9 protein-coding genes are annotated in these 21,413 nt (G+C 64.5%); 4 read left to right on the forward strand and 5 right to left on the reverse strand.

Annotated elements, in window-relative coordinates; translation table 11 throughout:
- Positions 1-58 precede the first annotated feature (58 nt).
- The 3 genes from AC3A5T_RS01050 to AC3A5T_RS01060 all read right to left on the reverse strand — a co-directional run bounded on the left by AC3A5T_RS01050 (position 59) and on the right by AC3A5T_RS01060 (position 12,741).
- Positions 59-3,751: a hypothetical protein gene (locus AC3A5T_RS01050; protein ID WP_487626964.1), complete on the reverse strand. Its 3,693-nt coding sequence runs from the start codon at positions 3,749-3,751 to the stop codon at positions 59-61.
- A 14-nt stretch (positions 3,752-3,765) separates the two neighbouring features.
- Positions 3,766-11,658 carry a DUF7507 domain-containing protein gene (locus tag AC3A5T_RS01055; protein ID WP_487626965.1) on the reverse strand — a complete coding sequence of 2,631 codons (7,893 nt, stop codon included), beginning with the start codon at positions 11,656-11,658 and terminating at the stop codon, positions 3,766-3,768.
- 426 nt (positions 11,659-12,084) lie between these two features.
- The gene (locus AC3A5T_RS01060) at positions 12,085-12,741 is read right to left on the reverse strand and encodes a response regulator transcription factor (RefSeq protein WP_487626966.1); all 657 of its coding nucleotides are present in this window, start codon (positions 12,739-12,741) and stop codon (positions 12,085-12,087) included.
- Positions 12,742-13,091: 350 nt separating this feature from the next.
- Here AC3A5T_RS01060 and AC3A5T_RS01065 point away from each other — a divergent pair, with 350 nt between their 5' ends.
- The 4 genes from AC3A5T_RS01065 to AC3A5T_RS01080 all read left to right on the forward strand — a co-directional run bounded on the left by AC3A5T_RS01065 (position 13,092) and on the right by AC3A5T_RS01080 (position 16,589).
- A complete protein-coding gene (locus AC3A5T_RS01065; protein WP_487626967.1) occupies positions 13,092-13,721 on the forward strand; it encodes a GntR family transcriptional regulator in 630 nt (209 codons plus the stop codon).
- A gap of 242 nt (positions 13,722-13,963) precedes the next feature.
- Positions 13,964-14,104: a hypothetical protein gene (locus AC3A5T_RS01070; protein ID WP_487626968.1), complete on the forward strand. Its 141-nt coding sequence runs from the start codon at positions 13,964-13,966 to the stop codon at positions 14,102-14,104.
- A 26-nt stretch (positions 14,105-14,130) separates the two neighbouring features.
- Complete coding sequence (locus tag AC3A5T_RS01075) at positions 14,131-14,838, forward strand: lasso peptide biosynthesis B2 protein (protein WP_487626969.1); 708 nt, start codon at positions 14,131-14,133, stop codon at positions 14,836-14,838.
- Positions 14,838-16,589, forward strand: coding sequence for an asparagine synthase-related protein (locus AC3A5T_RS01080; protein WP_487626970.1), 1,752 nt, complete (start codon positions 14,838-14,840; stop codon positions 16,587-16,589). Before AC3A5T_RS01075 ends, AC3A5T_RS01080 begins: the two co-directional genes overlap by 1 nt.
- Here the strand turns inward: AC3A5T_RS01080 and AC3A5T_RS01085 are convergent.
- Both AC3A5T_RS01085 and AC3A5T_RS01090 read right to left on the reverse strand, forming a co-directional pair.
- Positions 16,586-18,688, reverse strand: a complete 2,103-nt coding sequence (locus AC3A5T_RS01085; RefSeq protein WP_487626971.1) for an Atxe2 family lasso peptide isopeptidase — start codon at positions 18,686-18,688, stop codon at positions 16,586-16,588. The two genes, AC3A5T_RS01080 and AC3A5T_RS01085, sit on opposite strands and share 4 nt — an antisense overlap.
- Before the next feature lie 70 nt (positions 18,689-18,758).
- On the reverse strand, positions 18,759-21,095 hold the full coding sequence (locus AC3A5T_RS01090; RefSeq protein ID WP_487626972.1) for a TonB-dependent receptor plug domain-containing protein: 2,337 nt from the start codon (positions 21,093-21,095) through the stop codon (positions 18,759-18,761).
- Positions 21,096-21,413: the final 318 nt, after the last annotated feature.

Raw genomic sequence — 21,413 nt, forward strand, 5'->3', positions numbered from 1 at the left:
CCGCCGGACATCGCCACCACGTTCCATATCCCGGACGTGTCCAGGCGGTCGGCGTGGCTCAGTAGCTGCCGACGAAGTTGACGTAGAAACCGCGGTGGTCGTAATCGAGATCGGTGAGGTCGTCACTGAAATCGGTGAAGTTGTAGCCCGCACCGACGCGTAGGTTGCGGCCGATGTCGCGATCGACGCCGGCCATCCAGCCCTGCCGGGTGCCGCCGTCGTCGACGTCGAGCCAGCGGTACTCGGCCAGCGCGTGCCACTTGTGCAGCAGTTCGTAGCGCAGCTGGCTGGCGGCGAAGGTCGTCGCCGAGTCGAACCACGCGCCGGTGCCGCGGCCGTAACGCGCTTCGCCTTCGCGGCGTGCGAGCTTGCCGGCGACTTCCCAGCGGTCGTCGATGCGGTACACGCCTTCGAGCGAGAGCACCTGCGACTTCTGGTCGTAATCCGCGCCGCCCAGCTGGCCCAGCGTCGCCAGGTCGTACAGATACGTGTAGCGGCCGAACAGGCCCCAGCGCGATCCGTCCCACGGGCGATACGCGAAGCCGAGGTTGCTCTCGATGAACTTCGCGCTGGCGCGCGGATCGAGATCGTCCTGGGTGTCGGCGTAGTTGAAGCGCGCGGCGACGCGCCAGCTTTCGTTGAGGCGGTGCTGCACGCGGTTGGTGGTGATCCACTGCGTGCGGCGTTCCGCGCCGGTGTCCTCGCGCCATTCGAGCTTGCTCTGCCAGTCGGTTGCACTGGAGGTGCGACCGCCCGACAGGCTGATCGCGCGCCGGTCGACCTGGCCGCCATCGCGGTTGTTCAGCTCGCCATCGGACAGCGTCATACCGAGATTCCAGCCGACGGCCGGATAGAAATCCATGCCGTAGGTGTGCGCCAGTCCCGACTCGTTGCGCGACTTGAGGAACTGGCTCTCGTTGAACACGTTGACCTGGTTCGACAGGCGCCAGCGCTGGCCCAGCGTCCAGCCGTTCTGTTGCGCACGATTGAACAGCGGGTCGTATTCGGTGGTGTCGGTCGAATAGGTGTAGGCGCCGTAGAAGCTGTGCTGCGGGGTCAGGCGGTATTCGCCATTGACCTGCGCGCCGTCGCCGCGATCGCCGGTGGTGACTTCGGCGCCGACGTTCGACAGGTTGGCGAAGTTGTAGCGGCCACCCAGCGTGTAGGCATCGTTGTCGACATAGTCGCCGTCGTTGTCGAGCGTCCACTGCGCGGCGCCGTAGACATCCAGCGCGGTCCCGAAGCGATGCGTGTAGCGCAGCGCGCCGAGCGTGCCGGTGGCGTCACCGCCGAGGCGGCTTTCTTCCACCCGGCGCAGTTCCGCGGCCAGCGCACTGACGTCGGACAGCCGCCATTCGGTGGTCGCCTGCGCCTGGGTCAGTGCTTCGGCGCCACGTTCGGCGCGGCTGTAGCGTGCATAGAAGCCGACATCGCGGCCGAACTCGCCCAGCACTTCGACGCCGTATTCCTCGACGTCGGCGCCGATATCGAAGCGCGCGACCGAGAAGCCGGCGTCGACGCGGCGCCACCATGCGCCCGTGCTCCAGTTCTGCGCGGTCCAGCCGAGCTCGCGGAAGTTCGCGCGCAGTTCGACCGCACTCGCCTCGCCTTCGCGCGGACCGACCGGATTGAGCCGGGTGAAGGTGAAACCGCCGTTGTCGGAGAAGAACACCGGTGCACTCGTGGCCTCGGTGCGGCTGTGTTCGAGCTTGAGGTAGGTGCCCTTGCCGGCCTGCAGCGTGACGTCGGCCGACATCATCGTGTAGTCCTCGCCCGCCCGGCTTTCGTCGACCCAGGTGGCGCCGACGCCGATGTGGTCGCCGATCCAGTGCTTGGCGCGCACGCCGGCGGTGATCTCGTCTGGATCGAAGCCGTTCGGCACCCACTCGTAGTCCACGATCAGGCGCTGCTCGAAACCATCGAGCGGCGCATCACGGGTGATCGTCGGCAGATTCTCGCGGGTGATCCGGGTCAGCGCACGCGTCAGCGTGATGCGGCCCTGCAATTCGTTGATCTCGTAATCGGCACCGCGCAGCAGCACGGTCCGCGCCTCGACACGACCAGTGGTCGGATCGCGGACTTCCACCACGACCTGCTCCGATCCCGGCAGCACGTCGGTGTGGCGCAGGTAGTACAGGCTGGTGCCGGTGCCGACGAACTCGCTGTGGCCGGGCGCGGTCTGCGCTTCGGACACGAAGGCCCGCAGTTCGGTCCCCGGGTCGCCCCAGGCATTGGCCATGCGCGAGCGCCATGCCAGCGCGGCGCCGTAGAGGGCGCGCTGGTACTGGCCGTACTCGGTGCCGGTGAAGCCGGTCGAGAAGTTGCCCCACAGCGCCTGGTTCTTGTCCCAGTCCATGCGCACGTAGAACCGGCCCATGGTGTCGACGTCGCGATAGGTCGTCGAGTCGTCACCATAGGTCGGGTAGTACAGGTCGGGATCGACGCGGCGGAAGATGTCCTGCGGATCGGCCGCGGTGAAGCCGTCGAACAGATCGCTGAGCGGCCGGTTCTGCGTGTCGGCCTGCGCGGTGATCAGGTACTTGCCGCCGATCTTGGCCTTGCCGTAGAACGCCAGGCGGCCATCGCTGAGGATGTCGTTCTCGCGGCCCGCCAGCGCCATCTCGCGGCCCGGACCACTGGCCTTGTTCTGGAACACGGTGACATCGGCGATGCCGACACCGAAGAAATATCGCCCGCTCACGTCGACATCGAGTGCGTGCGTCGACACTTCACCACCGCGTCCACGCAGGCCGATGTCGAAGCGATGCTGGCCGACCGGCATCAGGTATTCGGCGACGAACTTGCGCTCCAGATCGACCGGATAGTGTTCGCCGTTGATCAGCAGCGCCTGCCCTTCGGGCAGATTGCGGCCGGTGATGCGCACGCGCGAGCCGTAGACCGGGATGTTCTGCTGACGCAGGCCACTGCCGGAAAACACGTTGTCGACCAGTGCCTGCGCGGCGGCCTGTTCGGCGCCCAGTGCCATGCCCAGGCCACGCTCGGTGCTCTGGCGCAGGATCTGCGCGCCACGTTCGGCTTCGGCCGGCGTGACCAGCTGCAGGCGCTGGACGAAGGTTTCGTCGAAGTTGCCCGCGGCGTCATAGGCGCGCAGCACGTACACCAGTTCGTCGCCCGGACGGTATTGCCGCCCGGCGGGCAGCGCACCATCCCATTCCGCATCGGCGACCGCGGTACGCGGCAGCGCGAACTGCGCGATCGGTTCGATCAGATCGACGTCGGCCGCGCGATAGAGCGTCACCTCGAACCGGTCGACGAAATCGATGTAGTTGCTGCGCGCGTAGAAGCGCACCGGCTTGAGGATGCGTCCGTCCTCGAACGGCACCATCGTCGGTGCCGACACCGAGAGTTCCGGCAGGCCGAGATTGGGATCTTCGGTCGCCCAGATCGCACCGCCGCCGGGCAGCTGCACCGAGAACTGTCCCAGTGCGGTCGCCCGTCCCGGCTGCTCCAGCGCCACGCTGACCCGACGATCGGGCTGCAGTGCCTGCGACGACGACGCCTCGCTGGTGCCCTGGGTCACCGGCTGGTCGTAGCTGCGCGTACGCAGCCGGAACAGCAGATCGCCAGCGCTGCGACAGCCGTCGGCATCGCAGTCCATGGCCGCGGCCGCGTCATCAGCGCCCGCGTCGGCCGGCGCTGCAGCAGCGACGGCGTCCTGCGCCATCGCGTGGTTCGATGCCATGCCGGCCAGGACGGCCAGCAGTGCTGCGTCGAGCAGCTTCCTCTTCATGATCCGGTTCCCTTTCACTTCCGCGTCTCCCCGACAGAAGCCGCCGGATCCCTGCTTGTTTCCACCCGGGTCTTGGCCCGTACCTGTGGGCTCAATCGCCCGGACAGCGCGTCGAATACCGACTGCGCGCGGCGCAGGCCGAGTTCGACGTTGTAGTCATGCGAACCGCGCACATCGGTATGGCCCACGATGCCGACCATGCCGCCGCCCATGGCCTCGAGGCGACGCGCCACTGCATCGAGCAGCGCTTCGAACTCGGGCCGGATGGCCGCGCGGTCCGTATCGAACAGCACCGTGCCGAGCAGCACGCCGCCGTTGTCGACGCCCGCGACCAGCGCGTGCGGGTCATTGACCCGCGTGCGCAGTTCGACGGTCAGCGCAGCCGCCGCCGTCGGCGTGACACGTGTCTGCAGCGCATCCCGCACCGCGGCCGCGCGGGCGAATGCCAGCGCTTCGTGTTCGCCATCACCGGTCACCACCACGCGACCACCGCGATAGCGGTCGATCTGTCCGGCCATCGCCTCGATCGCCGGCAGATACGCCTCGCGCAGGGCACTGCTCTGCGGGGCGAAGAACACTTCGCCCAGTTCCAGCTCGACCACTTCGCTGCCGCCCTGCAGTTCGATCACCGGCAGACGCACGCCGAAGTCGAACCGCACCGGCAGACCCGGCGTCACGCGCCGGACGAGCGGGTTGGCCGTCGTGAACTCGGTGCCCGGCGGCAGCGTGGACGGATCCACCTTCAGGATGAAGTTGCGGCCGTGCATCGCATTCCCGCCCGGCACATCGACCAGGTGGTAGCGGCCGTACTGGTCGGTCTCGATCAGCAGACCTTCCACCGACGCGATACGCACGCCCGGAATGCCGCGCTCATCGATACCGGCATTGCCGATCACGTACTCCACCAGCACGCCTTCGCCGTCCTGCAACACACGCCGCGTCACCATCGGCTCGGCGGCCGACAGCCCCTTGGCCACATCGCCACTGCGCTCGATGCGCGTGCTGCCGTCAGCGGCCATGCGCAACATCGCGCCATCGCCACTGGTGAGGACGAAGTCCCCGGTGAATGCCGCACTGCGCAGACGCTGCCGGATCACGATCTGGTTCGACTCGACCGGATCGGCCACCGACTGGCGACCGGCGATCGTGCCGAGCGCGACGCCGTGCAGCAGCGGTGCGCTGGCATCGGCCAACGGCTGCGGGCCGTCGCCACGATCGATCGTCGTCGAACCCGCGACGTAGGCGTCCGGGGCAAAGCCGCCCTGTACGCGCACCTCACGCAATGCCGCGTTTGCCTGCCAGCCATCGCCGTTGCGATCGTCGAACACGGTGCCGAACACCAGGCTGTCGTCGAGCATCGGATCGAACGCGGTCTGCACCTGTGCAGTGGCGATGTTCGACAGCGGCACACCCGTGCCGGTCTGCGCCATCGCCTGGTTGATGTGGGTGCCGGCACGGATGCCTGCGCCCACACGCAGCAGATAGCTGATGGACATCGTGTCGCCCGGCGCAAGGTCGAGGCTGGCGATGCGGATCGGGTTGTAGCCCGACACCGACAGCACCCGGCCGTCGCTGCTCACGATCGAACCATCCACGTAGCTGAAGCCCTGCGGCGGGGTATCGATCACCTGCGCACCGGTGACCATCGCGTTGCCCACGTTCTCCACCGTCAGCGTGTAGCGGACCAGGTCGCCGACCTTGACCTCACGCACCGACACCGACTTCGTGATGCGCAGCGGTGCATCGCCCTCGACCCGGACCTTCACCGTCGCGGTGTCGCACACCGGCGTCGGGTAGGACGTGTCGCAGACGCGGTACACGAAGCTGTCCTCACCGCTGAAGCCGAACTCGGGCGTGTAGGTGCAGATGCCGTTCGCGCAGTTGACGATGCCGTGCGCGGGCGGTGTCACCACCGTGACCGAACCCGGATCGAGCGGCGCACCCGTGCTGCTGTCGTTGTCCACTACCACCACCGGTGTCGGCACACCCGGCTCGGCGGTACCCGCGTCGTCGTCGATCGCCTCGACGACGTTCGGACGCACGGTGACCGTCACCGTGGCCGTCGCGCAGTTCTCCGGATTGATGATTTCGCAGATCCGGTACTCGAAGCTGTCATCACCCGAGAAACCGGGGTTGGGCGTATAGACGACCGTGCCATCGGGCTGGATCACGATGCTGCCGTTGGACGGCGGCGTCACTTCCACAACCGTGATGTCGCCGGCATCCACCGGCACGCCGTTGAGCGTGTCGTCGTCCAGTACAGGAATCGTGACCGGGGTGTTCTGATCGGTCGTCGCGCTGTCGTCGACAGCGACGATGTCCGGCGCTTCGACCACCACCGTGACCGTCGCGGTGTCGCAGTTCTCGGGGTTGAGCGTTTCGCAGATCGTGTACTCGAACGTATAGCTGCCGGCCGGCGTACCCGGTTCGACACCCACCACGCCCGTGCTCGGGTCGGCCACGATGCCGGGCGGCAGCGTGCCCAACGTGATCGTCACCGTGCCCGGGGTTGCCGGCACGCCATTGAGGGTGTCGTTGTCGAGAATGTTGCCGACCGACGGATCACCATCGGCGCCGTTGACCGGGCCGTAGCTGTCGTCGTTCGCCACGATCTCCGCGGCTTCGACCACCACTGTCACCGTCGCGGTATCGCAGTTCGACGGATTCAGCACTTCGCAGATCGTGTATTCGAACGTGTACGTGCCGGCCGGTGTACCCGGCTCGACACCCACCACGCCCGTGGTCGGGTCGGCCACGATGCCCGGGGGCAGCGTGCCCACCGTGATCGTCACCGTGCCCGGCGTTGCCGGCACGCCGTTGAGCGTGTCGTTGTCGAGCAGATTGCCGACCGACGGATCACCGTCGGCGCCGTTCACCGGGCCGTAGCTGTCGTCGTTCGCCACGATCTCCGCGGCTTCGACCACCACCGTCACCGTCGCGGTGTCGCAGTTCGACGGGTTCAGCGCTTCGCAGATCGTGTATTCGAACGTGTACGTGCCGGCCGGTGTACCCGGTTCGACACCCACCACGCCCGTGGTCGGATCCACGACGATGCCCGGGGGCAGCGTGCCCACCGTGATCGTCACCGTGCCCGGCGTTGCCGGCACGCCGTTGAGCGTGTCGTTGTCGAGCAGGTTGCCGACCGACGGATCGCCATCAGCGCCGTTGACCGGGCCGTAGCTGTCGTCGTTCGCCACGATCTCCGCGGCTTCGACCACCACCGTCACCGTCGCGGTGTCGCAGTTCGACGGGTTCAGCACTTCGCAGATCGTGTATTCGAACGTGTACGTGCCCGCCGGTGTACCCGGCTCGACACCCACCACGCCCGTGCTCGGGTCGGCCACGATGCCCGGCGGCAGCGTGCCCACCGTGATCGTCACCGTGCCCGGCGTTGCCGGCACGCCGTTGAGCGTGTCGTTGTCGAGCAGGTTACCGACCGCTGGATCGCCATCGGCGCCGTTGACCGGGCCGTAGCTGTCGTCGATGGCCACGATCTCGTACGGGGTCACGCCGATCGTGACGGTCGGCTGGCACGCGGCAGAGGTGCTGCCGGCCGGACATACATCCGGTTCGCCTGTGCTGATCGCCGCGGTATTGATCACCTGCCCGGCATTCACGTCCGCCTGGGCCACCACATAGGTACCGGTCAGCACGCAGTCCGCACCCGGCGCCAGGCTGGCGCAGACGATGCTCGACGGCGTGATGCGATCGTCGCGAATCTCGACGTCGGGCAGAGTGACCGTGCCGGTGTTGGTCGCGGTGATCGTGTAGGTCAGGGTGTCGCCAAGCGTGACGGTGCCGCTGCCATCCTCGTCCGCATTGCCAGCCAGCGCCTTGTTGGTCGACATGCCCGGCGTGCGTTCGATCGTGACGTCTTCTTCGTCCGGCGGGCTCGTCGTCGTACCACCACCCGGCGGGGTGCCGGTCGCGGTCGCAGTGTTGAGCACTTCGCCGGCATCGACTTCAGCCTGCGTGATCGTGTGCGTGCCGGTGCAGGTGGTGCTTGCGCCCGGCGCGAGCGTCGTCACCGGGCACACGGCCGCGGCGTCGAGCTGGCTGTCGTCGATCGCGATGTTGGCGATCGTGACGTTGCCGGTGTTGGTGACCAGGAAGCTGTAGCCGATCGTGCTGCCGGCGACGTTGCCGCTCGGCGTGCCGGCGGTCTTCACGATCGTCAGCGACGGCTCGACATCGAGCGTCACGTCTTCTTCGTCCGGCGGGCTCGTCGTCGTACCACCACCCGGCGGGGTGCCGGTTGCGGTCGCGGTGTTGAGCACTTCGCCGGCGTCGACTTCAGCCTGGGTGATCGTGTGCGTGCCGGTGCAGGTGGTGCTTGCGCCCGGTGCCAGCGTCGTCACCGGGCAGACAGCCGCGGCGTCGAGCTGGCTGTCGTCGATCGCGATGTTGGCGATCGTGACGTTGCCGGTGTTGGTGACCAGGAAGCTGTAGCCGATCGTGCTGCCAGCGACGTTGCCGCTCGGCGTACCGGCGGTCTTCACGATCGTCAGCGACGGCTCGACATCGAGCGTCACGTCTTCTTCGTCCGGCGGGCTCGTCGTCGTGCCGCCACCCGGCGGGGTGCCGGTCGCGGTCGCGGTGTTGAGGACTTCGCCGGCGTCGACTTCAGCCTGGGTGATCGTGTGCGTGCCGGTGCAGGTGGTGCTTGCGCCCGGTGCCAGCGTCGTCACCGGGCAGACAGCCGCGGCGTCGAGCTGGCTGTCGTCGATCGCGATGTTGGTGATCGTGACGTTGCCGGTGTTGGTGACCAGGAAGCTGTAGCCGATCGTGCTGCCGGCGACGTTGCCGCTCGGCGTGCCGGCGGTCTTGACGATCGTCAGCGACGGTTCCGGCGTCTCGGTCGGAACCTCGACGGTCGGCAGACAGATCGCCGAAGTCGAACCGGCCGGACAGACCTCGGGCGTGTCAGGCGTGGTGATGACCGCGGTATTGGCGATGGTGCCCGCATTCGCATCGGCCTGCGTGACCGTGTACGTGCCGACCAAGGTGCAACTCGCGCCTGCCAGCAGTGGCGCGCAGGTAATGGCATCCGGCGTGATGCGTGCGTCGGTGACGGTGACCGTCGGCAGCGTCACGTTGCCGCTGTTGGTGGCCACGACGGTGTAGGTCAGCACGTCGCCCACTGCCACCGGGCCTGCAGGCGCGGCGCCGTTGACGGCGGTCAGCGCCTTGGACGAAGTGAGCGCGGGCTCGACGTTGACCGGGGTGGTCTCGTCGCAATCGTTTCCGGCCGTCGCGCAGTCGATGCCGTTGACCGAGACCGTATTGGCGATCTGGCTGACGGTAGCTGGCAGGGCGGCATCGATCTCGACTACGAAGGAGAACGCGGTGCTCTGGCCCGGCTGGATGTTGCGTGCTTCGGTGTTCCTGCAGGTGCTGCCGGTACAGGTGAAATCGTCCGCGACCGCTCCGTGTGTGGTGTTGGCAGGCGTGGTTTCAACGACATCCCCGGCGAACACGGTGGCCGCCTGGGTGCCGCCGACATGGCGGATTTCGATGTCGTACGTCAGGAGATCGCCAGGTGCTGCGGACTCGCCCGCCGGCACGGTGCCACCATCACGGATGATCGATGCCAGCGTCTTGGAGACCTGCAGCTGCGCCGGCGTGATCGCGGGGAAGCTGCATGAGGCCAGATCACGACCCGCATTGCTGGAAGATGCGCCGACGGCCTCCATCGTGCCTTGCGTCAGATCCATCGCGTAGTACGCGCCGCCGCTGTTGTTGACCACGTACAAACGCCCATCACCGCCGAATGCCGCGCCGGCGTAATTCACGCCGACTGGTGCGCCAGTAAAGTTCTGCTGCCGGGTTGCCGTGCCTGCGTTGACGTCGACGCGGAACAGATCATTGCCGGCCACCAGCCAGCCAACGCCGAGACTGTCGAACGCGATATCGCCGGAGCCGAAGTCGCTTGGTGCCACGTCATAGGTCAGCGTGCTTTGCCCGCCAACGCGATACCCGTAGTCGCCGTCACGTTCGAGTCGATACATCTGTGCAGTCGCACCGCTGCCGGCACGTATGGCGGCGGTGATCAGATAGCCCACACCAGCCGAGGTCATGCCCGCGCGCGGTAGATTCGCGTTGATCGTCGCGCCCGTGCGGTACCAGCCCGGGGTGTCCGGGTGTGTCGGGTCGTAGGCCCAGACCGCGCCGCCCGTTCCCTGATGGAACAGCAGGCGGGTGCGCCCGGTCGGGTCGACCATCAGGCCGTTGAGATTGCCGCCGACCGGAAAATCCAGACCGGCCACGCGGCCGTCTGTCAGCGAGGTAGGCGAGTACTGGTAGATGCCAACGCCGTCGACAATGTTGAAGAAGCCACCATCGACCGGGCAAAAGCCGATGTCATCGGCGGCGGCGACAATCGGACCGATCACATTGGCTTCGGCCTCGCCCTCGACGTCCTGCGGCAACGGCACCGTCTGCGCGTTGTGGCGCATCGACACCACATTGCGGATGAATTCTCCGGCAGGGGCGGTCGTGTTGACGCGCACGCGGAACGACATCGACGCGGACTGACCCGGCGCGAGCATGCCGCCGGTGGCCGGATCCGCATCTGTGCCGATCCGGAAGACGACGCGATTGTTGGTGGCGTCGTAGTCGGCAAGGTCGTCGCCGGATGCATCGGTCATACCGCCGCTGGTCGCGCCGTCGGCGTTGCTGAGCAGAACAAGCGAGCCCGGGACATAACTGGTGTTTGCCGGAATCGGATCGGTCACAACAACGCGTGTGGCGCCATCCTGTCCGTTGTTGGTGAAGGAGACGACGTACTCGATCTCCTCGCCATGCCGGACTTCACTCGTCGGTCCCAGCACTTCACCGGTTGCGGCGCGACGAGCCTGCTTCGACAGCGACGTGACGACATCGGGGAAGAAGATGTCGGTCACGAAGACCAGCGCGTGCGGGAAATAAGCGTCCTGACTGCTGGTGAACTGCAGCGTTGCGCCAGTTGCCCCGTTGTTGAGTCGCGCGCGTGATCCGTTGGCGGCGATGTTGGAAATGTCGACGAGCTTCAGATCCACCGCAAACTGGTTGACGTAGTCGGGATTTTTTGCCGTGAAACGCTGACCGAGGCGGCTGATGCCGCTGTTCCAGAAATTATTGGCCGGGCTCTGCGCGTCGCTGAGCGCGCCGGGGTTGAGCACGCCTGCACCCGTCAGACGGAACTGATCCCCGCTGATGCCACCGTCGCCTTCCCAAACGAGTGCGCCCATGTACGCATTGAATTCCCCGGCAGCCGGGGTGAGCAGGTTGCTGATCGTCACCGACTGCGGATTGGTACCGTTGACGTAACCGGCATCGCCATCGAACACCATCAGGCGCCGATAAGGCTTGCCTTCATGCTCGTAGAGCACGATCAGTGCCCAGCCACCATAGTTGCCAAGACCGCCGCCGTTGTTGTTGCCGCTCACGTCGGATGTCAGTCCGCCGGCCGCATAGGTGCCCGCGCCCGCCGCACCGACCAACGCGGTGACATCGCGGTACGCCGTATAGGGGCGGCTGCCTGCATCGCCCTGATCCGCGAACGTATTGAGATCGCTTGCACTGATCGCCTGGTAACCGCCGGTAGGCGTGCGGAACTGAAGCGTGCCGCGTGCCGGATTGTTTTCACCCGAGCGACCGCCCCAGTAGAGCCCGGCGGAACGTACGCGTGCGCCGCTGGGCAATGCGAGCGTGGCGGTGGACGAGTTCTGCGGTACGCCGGACGGCAGCTGTGCCGCGTCGACATTGACGAACGCCATCGCGATCGCCGAGCCGTTGCTGAGCGCATTGTTGGACTGATCGCAGCTCGCACACGTCAATAGTGCGTTGCCGATCATCTCCACGTCTCCGCGGACGTTGAAGCTGTGGCGCTCAGCAAGCTGTGCGTACGCCATACCCTGCACGAGCATCAGCAGGCAGACGGAAATCAGCCAACGCCCCCATCTCGTGGGTGCACGGCGCATCCGTGTTGCGACTTGAAGATGTGTCTGTCCGCTCAGCTGACTCATGCCGCTTCTTCCTCGTTCCCGTCGTCCCCGGCGCTGCTCGATCGCCCACGCAGCACGCGCATGCACCGTTCCAGGCAAGGGGTCAGAGACCTCTCACCTGAAGCAGCGTCTGCGAAGACAAATAAGGCGCCGACAGCGCGGCGCACCCCTAACAACGGGCGGAATTAGACAGCAGACAATGCGGTGAGGCACGCACCCTTCCTCACCAAACCTTGCAACGGGGAAGCTTCCCAATCGCGGCGTTCAAAAGCAGCACGATCCGGCGTGCATCCAAGCGCCGCCGCAGCGTCGAGAACGAGTGCCGAAGGCTATTGGCCCACTACTTCGTTACCAGGCCAGCACGTAACCGACACCGCGGACAGTGCGAACAGGCAGCTCCTGACCTGTCGCTTGCAGGCATTTCTTGCGTAGCCGATGGATCAGCATTTCAAGCCGATGCGGATCGAAATCGCCGGAATCTTCGGCGAGCGCACCCATCAGCGCCTCACGTGTCACCGGCTCCTTAGGCGTCGCGACGAGCTGTGCCATGAGGCGCCGCTCCGGCAGGCTCAGTTCAATTGAACGACCGTCAGGCAGCAGGATGTTCCAGCCGAGCTCGTCGAGCTCCCAGCCGATCCGGGCAGACGTCCCGCCAGATTCAAGACGGCGCTCTAAATTTCGCAAGGTGGCAACCAGTTCGGCGGGGTCGATCGGCTTGGTCAAGTAGGCATCGACGCCAGCTTCAAGCCCCCGGAGACGATTGGCCGTGGATGCATAGCCGGTCAACATGATCAGCCCGATCTTCGACGACGCTTGACGGAGATGCTGTGCAATTGCGAAGCCATCGTCGTCCGGCAAGCCGACATCCAGCAGGATCAAATCAAACGACGTCGCGACCATGTCCCGGTAGAGAGACAGGGCGCTTTCCAGGCCGACCGCCTCGAATCCTTCGCGGTACAAGAGAGGAAGCAGTACTTGCTCCCGCAACTCATCGTCGTCTTCCACTACCGCAACCCTTGTTCGAACAGCATCTGCGTTCTTCACACGTGGGGCCTCACAGATCTTCTGGTGCGGCTCAACGATACCAAAATATGAATACAGCACCCGGACGCGAAGCTGTGACCCTCGACGCGTGGGTAGTCACAGCCTGGAATGCACTGGCGCGTGTGCTGGCGAGGTGCAATGGAGACAGCAACGGGGACTTCGCCCGCCTCCGCAGACTGTGCAATCTTTGGCGAGTCGCGGCAGAATCAAGTCGCTGTCCTACTTCCCAATGCATCCAGTCCGATGACCTTCATCGCTTCTTGCGATTTACGTTGAATGCGCAAGAAGGCAGAGCAGACATGGAGTCCGCTATGCACGAGAGCTATTCCAAGAGCGCGTTCCTGCACCAGCAGATCAGGCGAGCACTGCAGTCGGGCCGATACCTGCCTGGTGAGCGCGTTGATCCAGGCACGCTGGCCAAGGAGTTCAGGATCAGCACGACCCCTGTTCGGTTGGCCCTGTATCGGCTCGTGGGTGAAGGCCTGCTGGAAGACCATGCGCGCGGCGGGCTGCACGTGCCGCTGCTCAATGAAGTGGCCATGCGAGATCTCTACGACCTGATGCAACGCCTGCTGTTGATGGCCTGCGACATTGGCGTTGCACCACCCGTGTGGCGACGTCAGGAGCGGCCCCCAATGTCCGTCAACGGGGACACGGTCAAGATGACATGGCAACTGTTCGACGCGATTGCCCATGCAACCGGCCAAAGCGCGTTGCACAGCGTGGTGAAACGGACGAACGACCAGCTCGCACCTATCAGGCGCGCCAAGCACGGCATGTTCGAAAGCACCGACGAGGAGCTGGCGACGTTACGCGAGCACTGGCTGCAGCGCGACATGGCAGCACTCAAATGCGGCTTACGCGAGTATCACGAGCGGCGTAAGCGCCTGGTGGCGCGCATCGTTGCAGTCCTTAGCGAGAGCAGCAAACGCTTCAACTGAGGGACGCCTCGCACTGCCTGGCAGCAACGTTACCGACAGGGCAGTTCGCGCGAGCGAGCGCGCATACGGCCAGGCGAGCACCGTCCCGCCATACACCTGAATTCGGCGACTGCAAGACACGCATCACAGTCTGCGTTTGATTATCGATTGATCAAACAAGAACTATTTGAAAACACAAAACTGCGGTTCCTACGCTGCGTGCGTCATGGGATTTCCCCATGACACAACCGTAGGAGACTGCAATGAAGACCAACGACAACATCCCCGCCGACGCGCGGGACGACGTGATCGAACTCGGCGTTGCGAGCATCGAGACCAAGGGTGCGCCGCCGATAGAGTTTGAAGGCGTGGGCCAGACCCTCGGTCACGGTATCACCGAGTAGTTGAGGCCAAGGAGGCGCGCCGCAAGGTGCGCCTCTTTCAGCTTGCAGGGAGCAAAGAAGTGAATTCACAAAGCTACCGCTTGCAAGACGATCTTTCGTTCTGTCGCATTGATGGACGGTCCATCTTTCTAGACACGAGGGAAGATCGATATTTCCGCCTGTCCAGCCACCTGGAGCAGGCGCTCCACGCATGTCTAGAAGGTGCGGATGCGCCGGCTGCAGACATCAAACGTCTTCTCGATCGAGCAATCCTGACTGACGCACCCGTGGCCTCGACAGGGCCGCAGGCAGACGTCGCCGTCGCTACGAACAGCGCTTTGGAGCATGTCGACACCGGCACGCATCGGCATGCCGGGACGGTGGTAGAGACTCTTCTGATAGTTAGCTGGATGCAGCTCCAGCTGAAGACACGCCCACTCAAGACGATTCTGGGCACCGCCACTTCCTATCGTTCGCGGCGTTCAGATCCTGCGCGTCGTAATGACGACTCGAAGCTCACGGACGCCGCACTTCTCTTCCTGAGCGCACGCAAGTTCGTACCGCTTGAGACGTGTTGCCTTCTTGACTCGCTTTCGATGATTAAATTTTTGGCGCGACGCCGCCTTGCCGCACATATCGTCTTTGGCGTTGCGGACAACCCGTTCTCCGCGCACTGCTGGGTGCAAGCCGGAAACCTGATCCTCAACGACGCGCTCGGAAACACGCGAGCCTATTCAACAATCCGGGTGATCTGATGACCTACTGCTACGTGGTCACGATGGGCACTGCAGACTTTTCGGATCGTGGACTGCCCGATCTCAGTGCGTTGGGGATGCAGCGAAAATCAGCTTTCGGTTCGGCCTGCGTCTTCGCTGGCAGCGGCACGCCGACCCTTGACCTGCCGGGCGGTGGCATCGTTATCGGCGATCTCTACACTCGTAGCGGCGTGCGAATTCTTGACGGAAGTCGTGTCGCCGAGCCCGCAAGTGATGCGGCCACGATCGTGCGTCGCGTCCTCCAGGATTACTGGGGTGACTACATCCTGATACTGCCCGATCCAGACGGGTGCACGTTCTGTCTGCTGCGAAACCCATCGCCAGGTAGCGACCTGCGATGTCTCTACTCATTACATGGCGGCGAAGGATTTATCACGTCGGACATCCCTCTCGTAACGCGTCTCGGCCTGTATCGCAGGGAGCTCGACGCCGAACACATCGTGCATCGATTGACCTATCCCAACCTGAAAACGAGTCGCACCGGCCTAAAGGATGTCTGCGAGCTTCTGCCCGGTTGTGCGCTGCGCGTATGCGACGGAGTAACACACGTCAGTCAAGAGTGGTCTCCATGGGATTTCGCCTGCTCGGATGCCCGCTTTCACGATGGGCAGGATGCAATCTCTGCTGTACGTGACAGCACGCGAATGGTCATCAGCACATGGGCTAAGCAGGACAGATCCGTGCTGCTTGAGCTGTCCGGCGGCGTGGATTCTTCAATCATCGGAGCCTGCCTCAAGGACACATCCGCCGAAGTCGCTTGCGCAACACTGAGGTCTGCCGTCCGAGGCGCCGACGAACGCGAATACGCCGGTCTAATCGCGGACATGCTGGGCGTCGAACTTCACGCCACGGAATTGCAGCAGGCCGAAGCCAGGTTCGACGGCCCGCTTGCGCCGCATCTCGCGACCCCTGTGATCGGGCCGCTGCAGTATGCGATCGATGTGATCATGCGCGGAACTGCCAAACGCCTCGGTGCGAACAGCTTTTTTTCAGGCGCCGGTGGCGATACCGCCTTCTGCTACCTGACCAACGCCTCGCCTGCCGCAGACGCATTCCGCAGCGCCGGTTTCCCGACGGGCATGCGGACGCTCCGAGACATCTCCCTGTTTCACCAGTGCACCTACTGGAAGGCCGGCCGGCTCACGGTACAGAAGCTCCTGCATCCGCAGCAGAGGCAATACGACATCGACCGTGTGCTGCTTGCCAAGCACTTGGAAGCACCAGAACCGGAGATCCATCCTTGGATGTCTGCACCTTTCGTACCGCTTGTCGGCGATGCGCAGCGGGTCTTCGAACTCAGCGCAACGCATTTCTATCAGGACGGCTGCCCTCGCAACCTCGACCGCCGTTTCCGGATGCCGCTGCTGTCGCAACCCGTTATCGAAGCCTGCCTGCGCGTTCCCAGCTGGATGTGGTTTACCGGCGGCCAGAATCGCGTGGTTGCCAGGCGGGCGTTTGCCGATGTCCTCCCGCCCCCGATCCTCGCCAGAAAGAGCAAGGGCTCCTTTGCTGGCTACCTGGGCGCAGTGTTTCGACGGAATCGGAACTCGATCTTCGACTTTCTTCTCGAGGGCGAGCTGCAGTCACGCAATCTACTGGCACGCGACGAGCTGCGACGGCTCTCGCGCAGCGAGCAGGAAGACTCGCGAGCGTTCATCATTCGAGCGTTACAGCTCTGCACCCTCGAGAACTGGATGCGCCAGCCTTCCCACTCAGAGCGTGACGCCTAAGGTTTTTGCAGTGAAAGCTGCTGGTCACGCATCCCGCGCCACCGTTCGTATTGCGCCGACTTGCCGGGGTCGGCATCCTCGAAGTCCTGAAGCCAGAAGCGGAACCAATCGAGATTGCGCTCGTAGACGGCCAACTTGTGGCGCGGCTCGAACTTCACGTGTGACTCGTTCGGAAACACATAAGCGTCTGCCTGCTGCGCCTTGACCATCGCAACGAGATAGCCCAGTGCGAGGGCGTACTCTTCCTCCGGCAGCTGCATCAGCACGGGTGCAGTCACTCGATCAGGCTCGAAGGCTGGCGAGATTGCGCTCCAGCGATCAGGCGTCTCCTCGATTGTGCCCAGCTGCCAGTTGCGACGCATGCGCGAGACGTGCGTCTCTCTCCAGAGTCCGAACCAATCGAACAAGGCCGGCGTCATCACTGGGCTGCTCACCGAGACCGCGGCAAGCACCCGTGAATGCATCGCCGTCCACATGCTGACCTCTGCGCCCATGCTGAGACCGCCCATACCGACGCGCGCCGCGTCCACCTCGCCGCGTGACGCCAACAGCTCCACGATGCTTTCGACAGCGTGTCGGCCATTTTCATAGCGTTCGATGGCATCCATCTGGTGAGGCGGCGCGTTGATGCACAAGGCCGAGATGCCATGTCTGGCCAACGTCACGAGCGGCCACTCGTCTCCCACACCGCCCCGCAAGAAGCCTGCGCATGCGTAGTACACGATGAACAGTGGCGGCGGCGCTTTTTCATCGGTGATAGCGGGGAATAGCTGGCCGGTGTATTGCATTCCGCGTGAATCCGCCCAGCTCAACAGCCTTGCGCGTGTCGAACCCGCTAGGTCGGTTGCCAGCGCTTGATTCGGATCAAAAAGCGTCGTCGTGCTTCCGGATTCCAAGTCGACCCTTTCGAGTCGCGGCGGCAGATGGGCGTCCGCCGCAACACAAGCCAACGCATCTTCCGATACCGCACACGGTCCAGGTGCCGTGAGCCAACGGCCACCGCCACCGAGCTGACCTTGCGGTCCTGCGACCGGTCGCACCTGACCGTTGACCACATTCCAGCGGAATAGCGATTGCCCATGGCCCGCCTCCCGATCCGTCACAGTGAAGACGACTTCATCGCGCCCGGGCCGCCACACGATGTCCGTGATGCGCTTGTCCCGGCAAGGCGCGGCATTACATCGGACTACCTTTCGAGCGTCGCGCGCAGGCAGCATTGCCAGTTCGGCCCAAGGGCGCTCGCCGAGGCCATCGTGCGGATCCGACTGCGTCAGCATGGCGACACGCCCGCCTTCGACATCTTCGGCAAGCTTCCACGCACCAGCAAACTCCGCGCTGAGATCCGACGGGGTCAGCCCACGCATAGGGCGCTCGTCGGTGACAACGGCTGCGCTCTCTCTTGGTGGCAGTCCAATCGTCTTCCAGAGATCGGCCCGATCCGACAGCAGCGGCATGTAGTACAGCCCGCCTCGGTTGTACAAGCGCTGCGTCGCCAGCCGTCCCTCATATTGGGCCGCACGGAACAGGCTTTGGCCGAGTGGAACGCTTCGGTCAATGTGGATGCCGCGATCGCGCTCTCTCTCTTCTGCCCGCACGACCTCTTCGCGTGAAGCTCCGACGCTGTAAAGGAGCACCGAGCCATCAGCACTCAGGGTGAAGTCGCGCACGTTCGCTGGATCATGCGTGATCGCCTCCGTGCGGGAACCATCCGCCGCAGCCCTCCAGACGTCGACCCGACCGTCCAAGGCAGCCCGATAGAAAATCCAGCGTCCGTCTGGCGACCACACCGCTTTCGCAGGCAGGGCCAGCCCACCCGCGCGCAAGGGCGCCCCGCCCTCCCCTAGCCGCCGCGGGGGCGATGCGCCATCCAACGGCTGGACATACCAGACCGTGTCGTAGGCGTTGCGCTCGATCGATGCCTGTTCGGTGCGGAATGCAACGAGGCGGCCATCCGGCGACATCGAGGCGACTTCCATATCGACTACCTCCACGAGCTGCCTCAGCGTGGCAGGCTTTGCCTGCGGCACATGGATGCACACAGCCAACAGCCCAGTCAGCACAACCGATCGCGGCCACATCATGGCGATGCTTCTGTACACGATGACCTCCAGTGCGATTCGCGACGCGGCGGCGCCGCGCGCAGCGGCCCCACCCCGCCCGGCCATCGCCTCACCAGTGCTTCGACACCGAAACGCTCACGAACCGGCCGATCGCCGAGTAGTTCGTGGAGTCGTACGGCGGACTGTCGAGCGTCGCGGCCACGTGCAGCGGCGGCTCCCGATTGGTGAGGTTCTGCACGGAAAGCCCGAACGCCACACCCGACAGCGCACCTGCACTGCGAGCCGTTGCGTAGCGCAGCGAGGTGTCCATCGTGGTGAACGACGCGGTCTTTCCGGCGTTCGAGGTGCTCTCGACACCAGAGGTGTAATTGAGAAACGCCGAGGCGAGGAATCCGCCATGGGTCCAGACCGCACCGACGCGGCCGTTGCGCTTGGCCGGGTTAAAGAGCGTGCCTGCGATCTCGTAGGACGCAGCCCCTGCACTAATCTGCTGAGTGCTATCCAGCCAGCTGCCTGCACCTCGCACGGTCAAGCGGCCGGGCCCCAGGTCGAAGCGATACGACGCGGTCAGGTCGACACCGTTGATGCGCTGTCGTGCCACATTGACGTAGTGCTGATAGATGACCGCCACCACGTCATCGGGGTCGTACGGCGCACCCGTCAGGTTGTAGAAGATGTCCGCAGTGGCAAGCAGCTCTTCTTTCGCCTGCATCGTAGGCGCGTAGTCGATGAATTGCGCATAGCCGGGAAAGCCCAGCGCACCGCGTGGATTGGTGATCGGCTGGATCACACGATCGCTGTAGTCGATGTCGAACCAGGACAGCTCCGCCTCCAGGCCCGGCAACGCCTCAGGGTGCAGCGCGAGCGTTGCGGACCATGTGGTGGCACGCTCGGGCCCAAGGTTCGGATTGCCACCTCCAAGTGCCAGGACCGTGGCTTCGGGGCCATACGCCGCACCGCCGAAGTAGCTTGCAGGCCGCAGCACGCCCTCGCGTCGGTAGTAGCGATCCAGCAAGGCCGGCGCCTTGAACGACCTGCCCCACGACGCACGCAGGGTGAGGTCGCTGTTCGGTCCGTAGACCAACCCGAGCTTCGGTGTGGTGACGCTGCCAAATGCGTCGTAGTCCTCACCGCGCAACGCAGCCGTCAGATCCAGCCGACGGACACCCCGAACGTTCGAAGCGGGGCCAACCAGCGGCAGGCTTAGTTCCGCATACGCGAACCGGCTGCGTTGATCGCCCTCGACGGTCAAGACGTCCGTCATGAGGTTCTTTTGCGTGTACTCGTTCTTCCGCTCACCAGCGCCGACCGCAAGCCGCGCCTGGCCTGCAGGCAACTCAAACAGCGGACCTTCCGCGCCTAGTTCGTAGGTCAGGATGTCGTTGCAGTAGCAGTCGTGCACCACCGTGGTGGAAGCGCCCGATGTCGCGGTGACCTGGCGCTGTTGCTGGATATGGGTGTCCCTGCCCCAACTGCCGCCGATCGACAACAGCCAGTCACCTGCAAGCGAGACCTCGATGCCGGGGGACACCAAGGATGTCGTAGTGGAGGATGCAATCCGGTTGTACCAAGGCAGAAGCCCTGTGTTCCATTGATAGATGTCCTGCGCCCTCTCGCTCCTCAGCAGATCGAGGCGAAGCTCTACGGCATCCGTCACTTCGTGATGCAGGCTGACCAATCCACTGCGCAGATCGCTGGCCGGATACAGCGTGTTGGGTTCGGGCATGTGAGCGGTGTAGTCGCGCTGACGCGCGTGAATCGGATCGGTGGACACATCCTTGAAGCTGGCGATCACGCCACCGTCGTCCCAGACAGCCCCCGCAGTCACTGCGTATTCGCGCGTGTCCAGGCCGCCCGAGGTGGCCCCACCATGACGCAGGCCCGCGGTGACGCCCTCGTAGTCGCGCTTGAGGATGACGTTACCCACGCCCCCAACCGCATCGGAACCGTAGATGGCCGACGCTCCATCGGGAACGATCTCCACGCGATCGACCGCCTCGACGGGAATGGCGCCGATGTCGACCGCCTGCACGAAACCTCCGTACGCCAGCCGTCTTCCGTTGAGCAAAGTGAGCGTGGCATCCGGCCCAAGGCCACGGAGGTTCAACGACGAACCGCCGGTGATGTTCTGGTTGGCCCGTCCGCCTGCACCCCCGGTAGCGCCCACCGCGACGCCCGGGTTCTGCCCACCGCTGAAGTTCTGCGGCACGCTGCGGATCACTTCGCCGAGATCGGCGAAGCCCTCTTCGCGGATGCGTTCGCTGCCGAGGGTGATCACCGGCGACGGCGTGGTGCCGCCGCGGATGCGGGTGCCGGTGACGGTGATCGTTTCAAGCTCAGTAGCATCGTTTCCTTGATCGCTTCTTGCTGGCAGCGCGGCGCTGATCGGTGCCGGCGTAGTGGGAGCCCTACTCTTGCTTCCTCCGTCACTCTCCTCAACGATCAACTCCCCAAGCTCTTGAGCGGTAGCTGTGCCCCCTAGCCCGACTGCGAGCAGTAGAGCTGCACACGAGATGTTTGCGCTTACCGTCAAGTGCTTTCCCATTCCAGTGCCTTCCATAGGTCTCTTTCGCCTCTCGCTTCCGGACAGGTTTCAGAGGGCTTCGCGTACTGCCTCTGCGGGCGAAGACGCGTACTGCTCTCTTCTCGGCTATCTAAGAGCAAACCCCCAACTACTACGTTTAACGTAGCTATGAAGACACTACGTATTACGTAGTATCGATGTCAAGCGGCTCGGCAGAGTCTTTGTTGTGTCTGAAACGGA

The organism is Luteimonas sp. Soil_C_16, assembly GCF_057657295.1.

What these genes read in the sequence shown, in the direction of transcription:
- AC3A5T_RS01050 (WP_487626964.1), bottom strand. Translation starts at nt 3,751, where the DNA reads ATGAAGAGGAAGCTGCTCGACGCAGCACTGCTGGCCGTCCTGGCCGGC.
- AC3A5T_RS01055 (WP_487626965.1), bottom strand. Translation starts at nt 11,658, where the DNA reads ATGCTCGTGCAGGGTATGGCGTACGCACAGCTTGCTGAGCGCCACAGC.
- AC3A5T_RS01065 (WP_487626967.1), top strand. Translation starts at nt 13,092, where the DNA reads ATGCACGAGAGCTATTCCAAGAGCGCGTTCCTGCACCAGCAGATCAGG.
- AC3A5T_RS01070 (WP_487626968.1), top strand. Translation starts at nt 13,964, where the DNA reads ATGAAGACCAACGACAACATCCCCGCCGACGCGCGGGACGACGTGATC.
- AC3A5T_RS01080 (WP_487626970.1), top strand. Translation starts at nt 14,838, where the DNA reads ATGACCTACTGCTACGTGGTCACGATGGGCACTGCAGACTTTTCGGAT.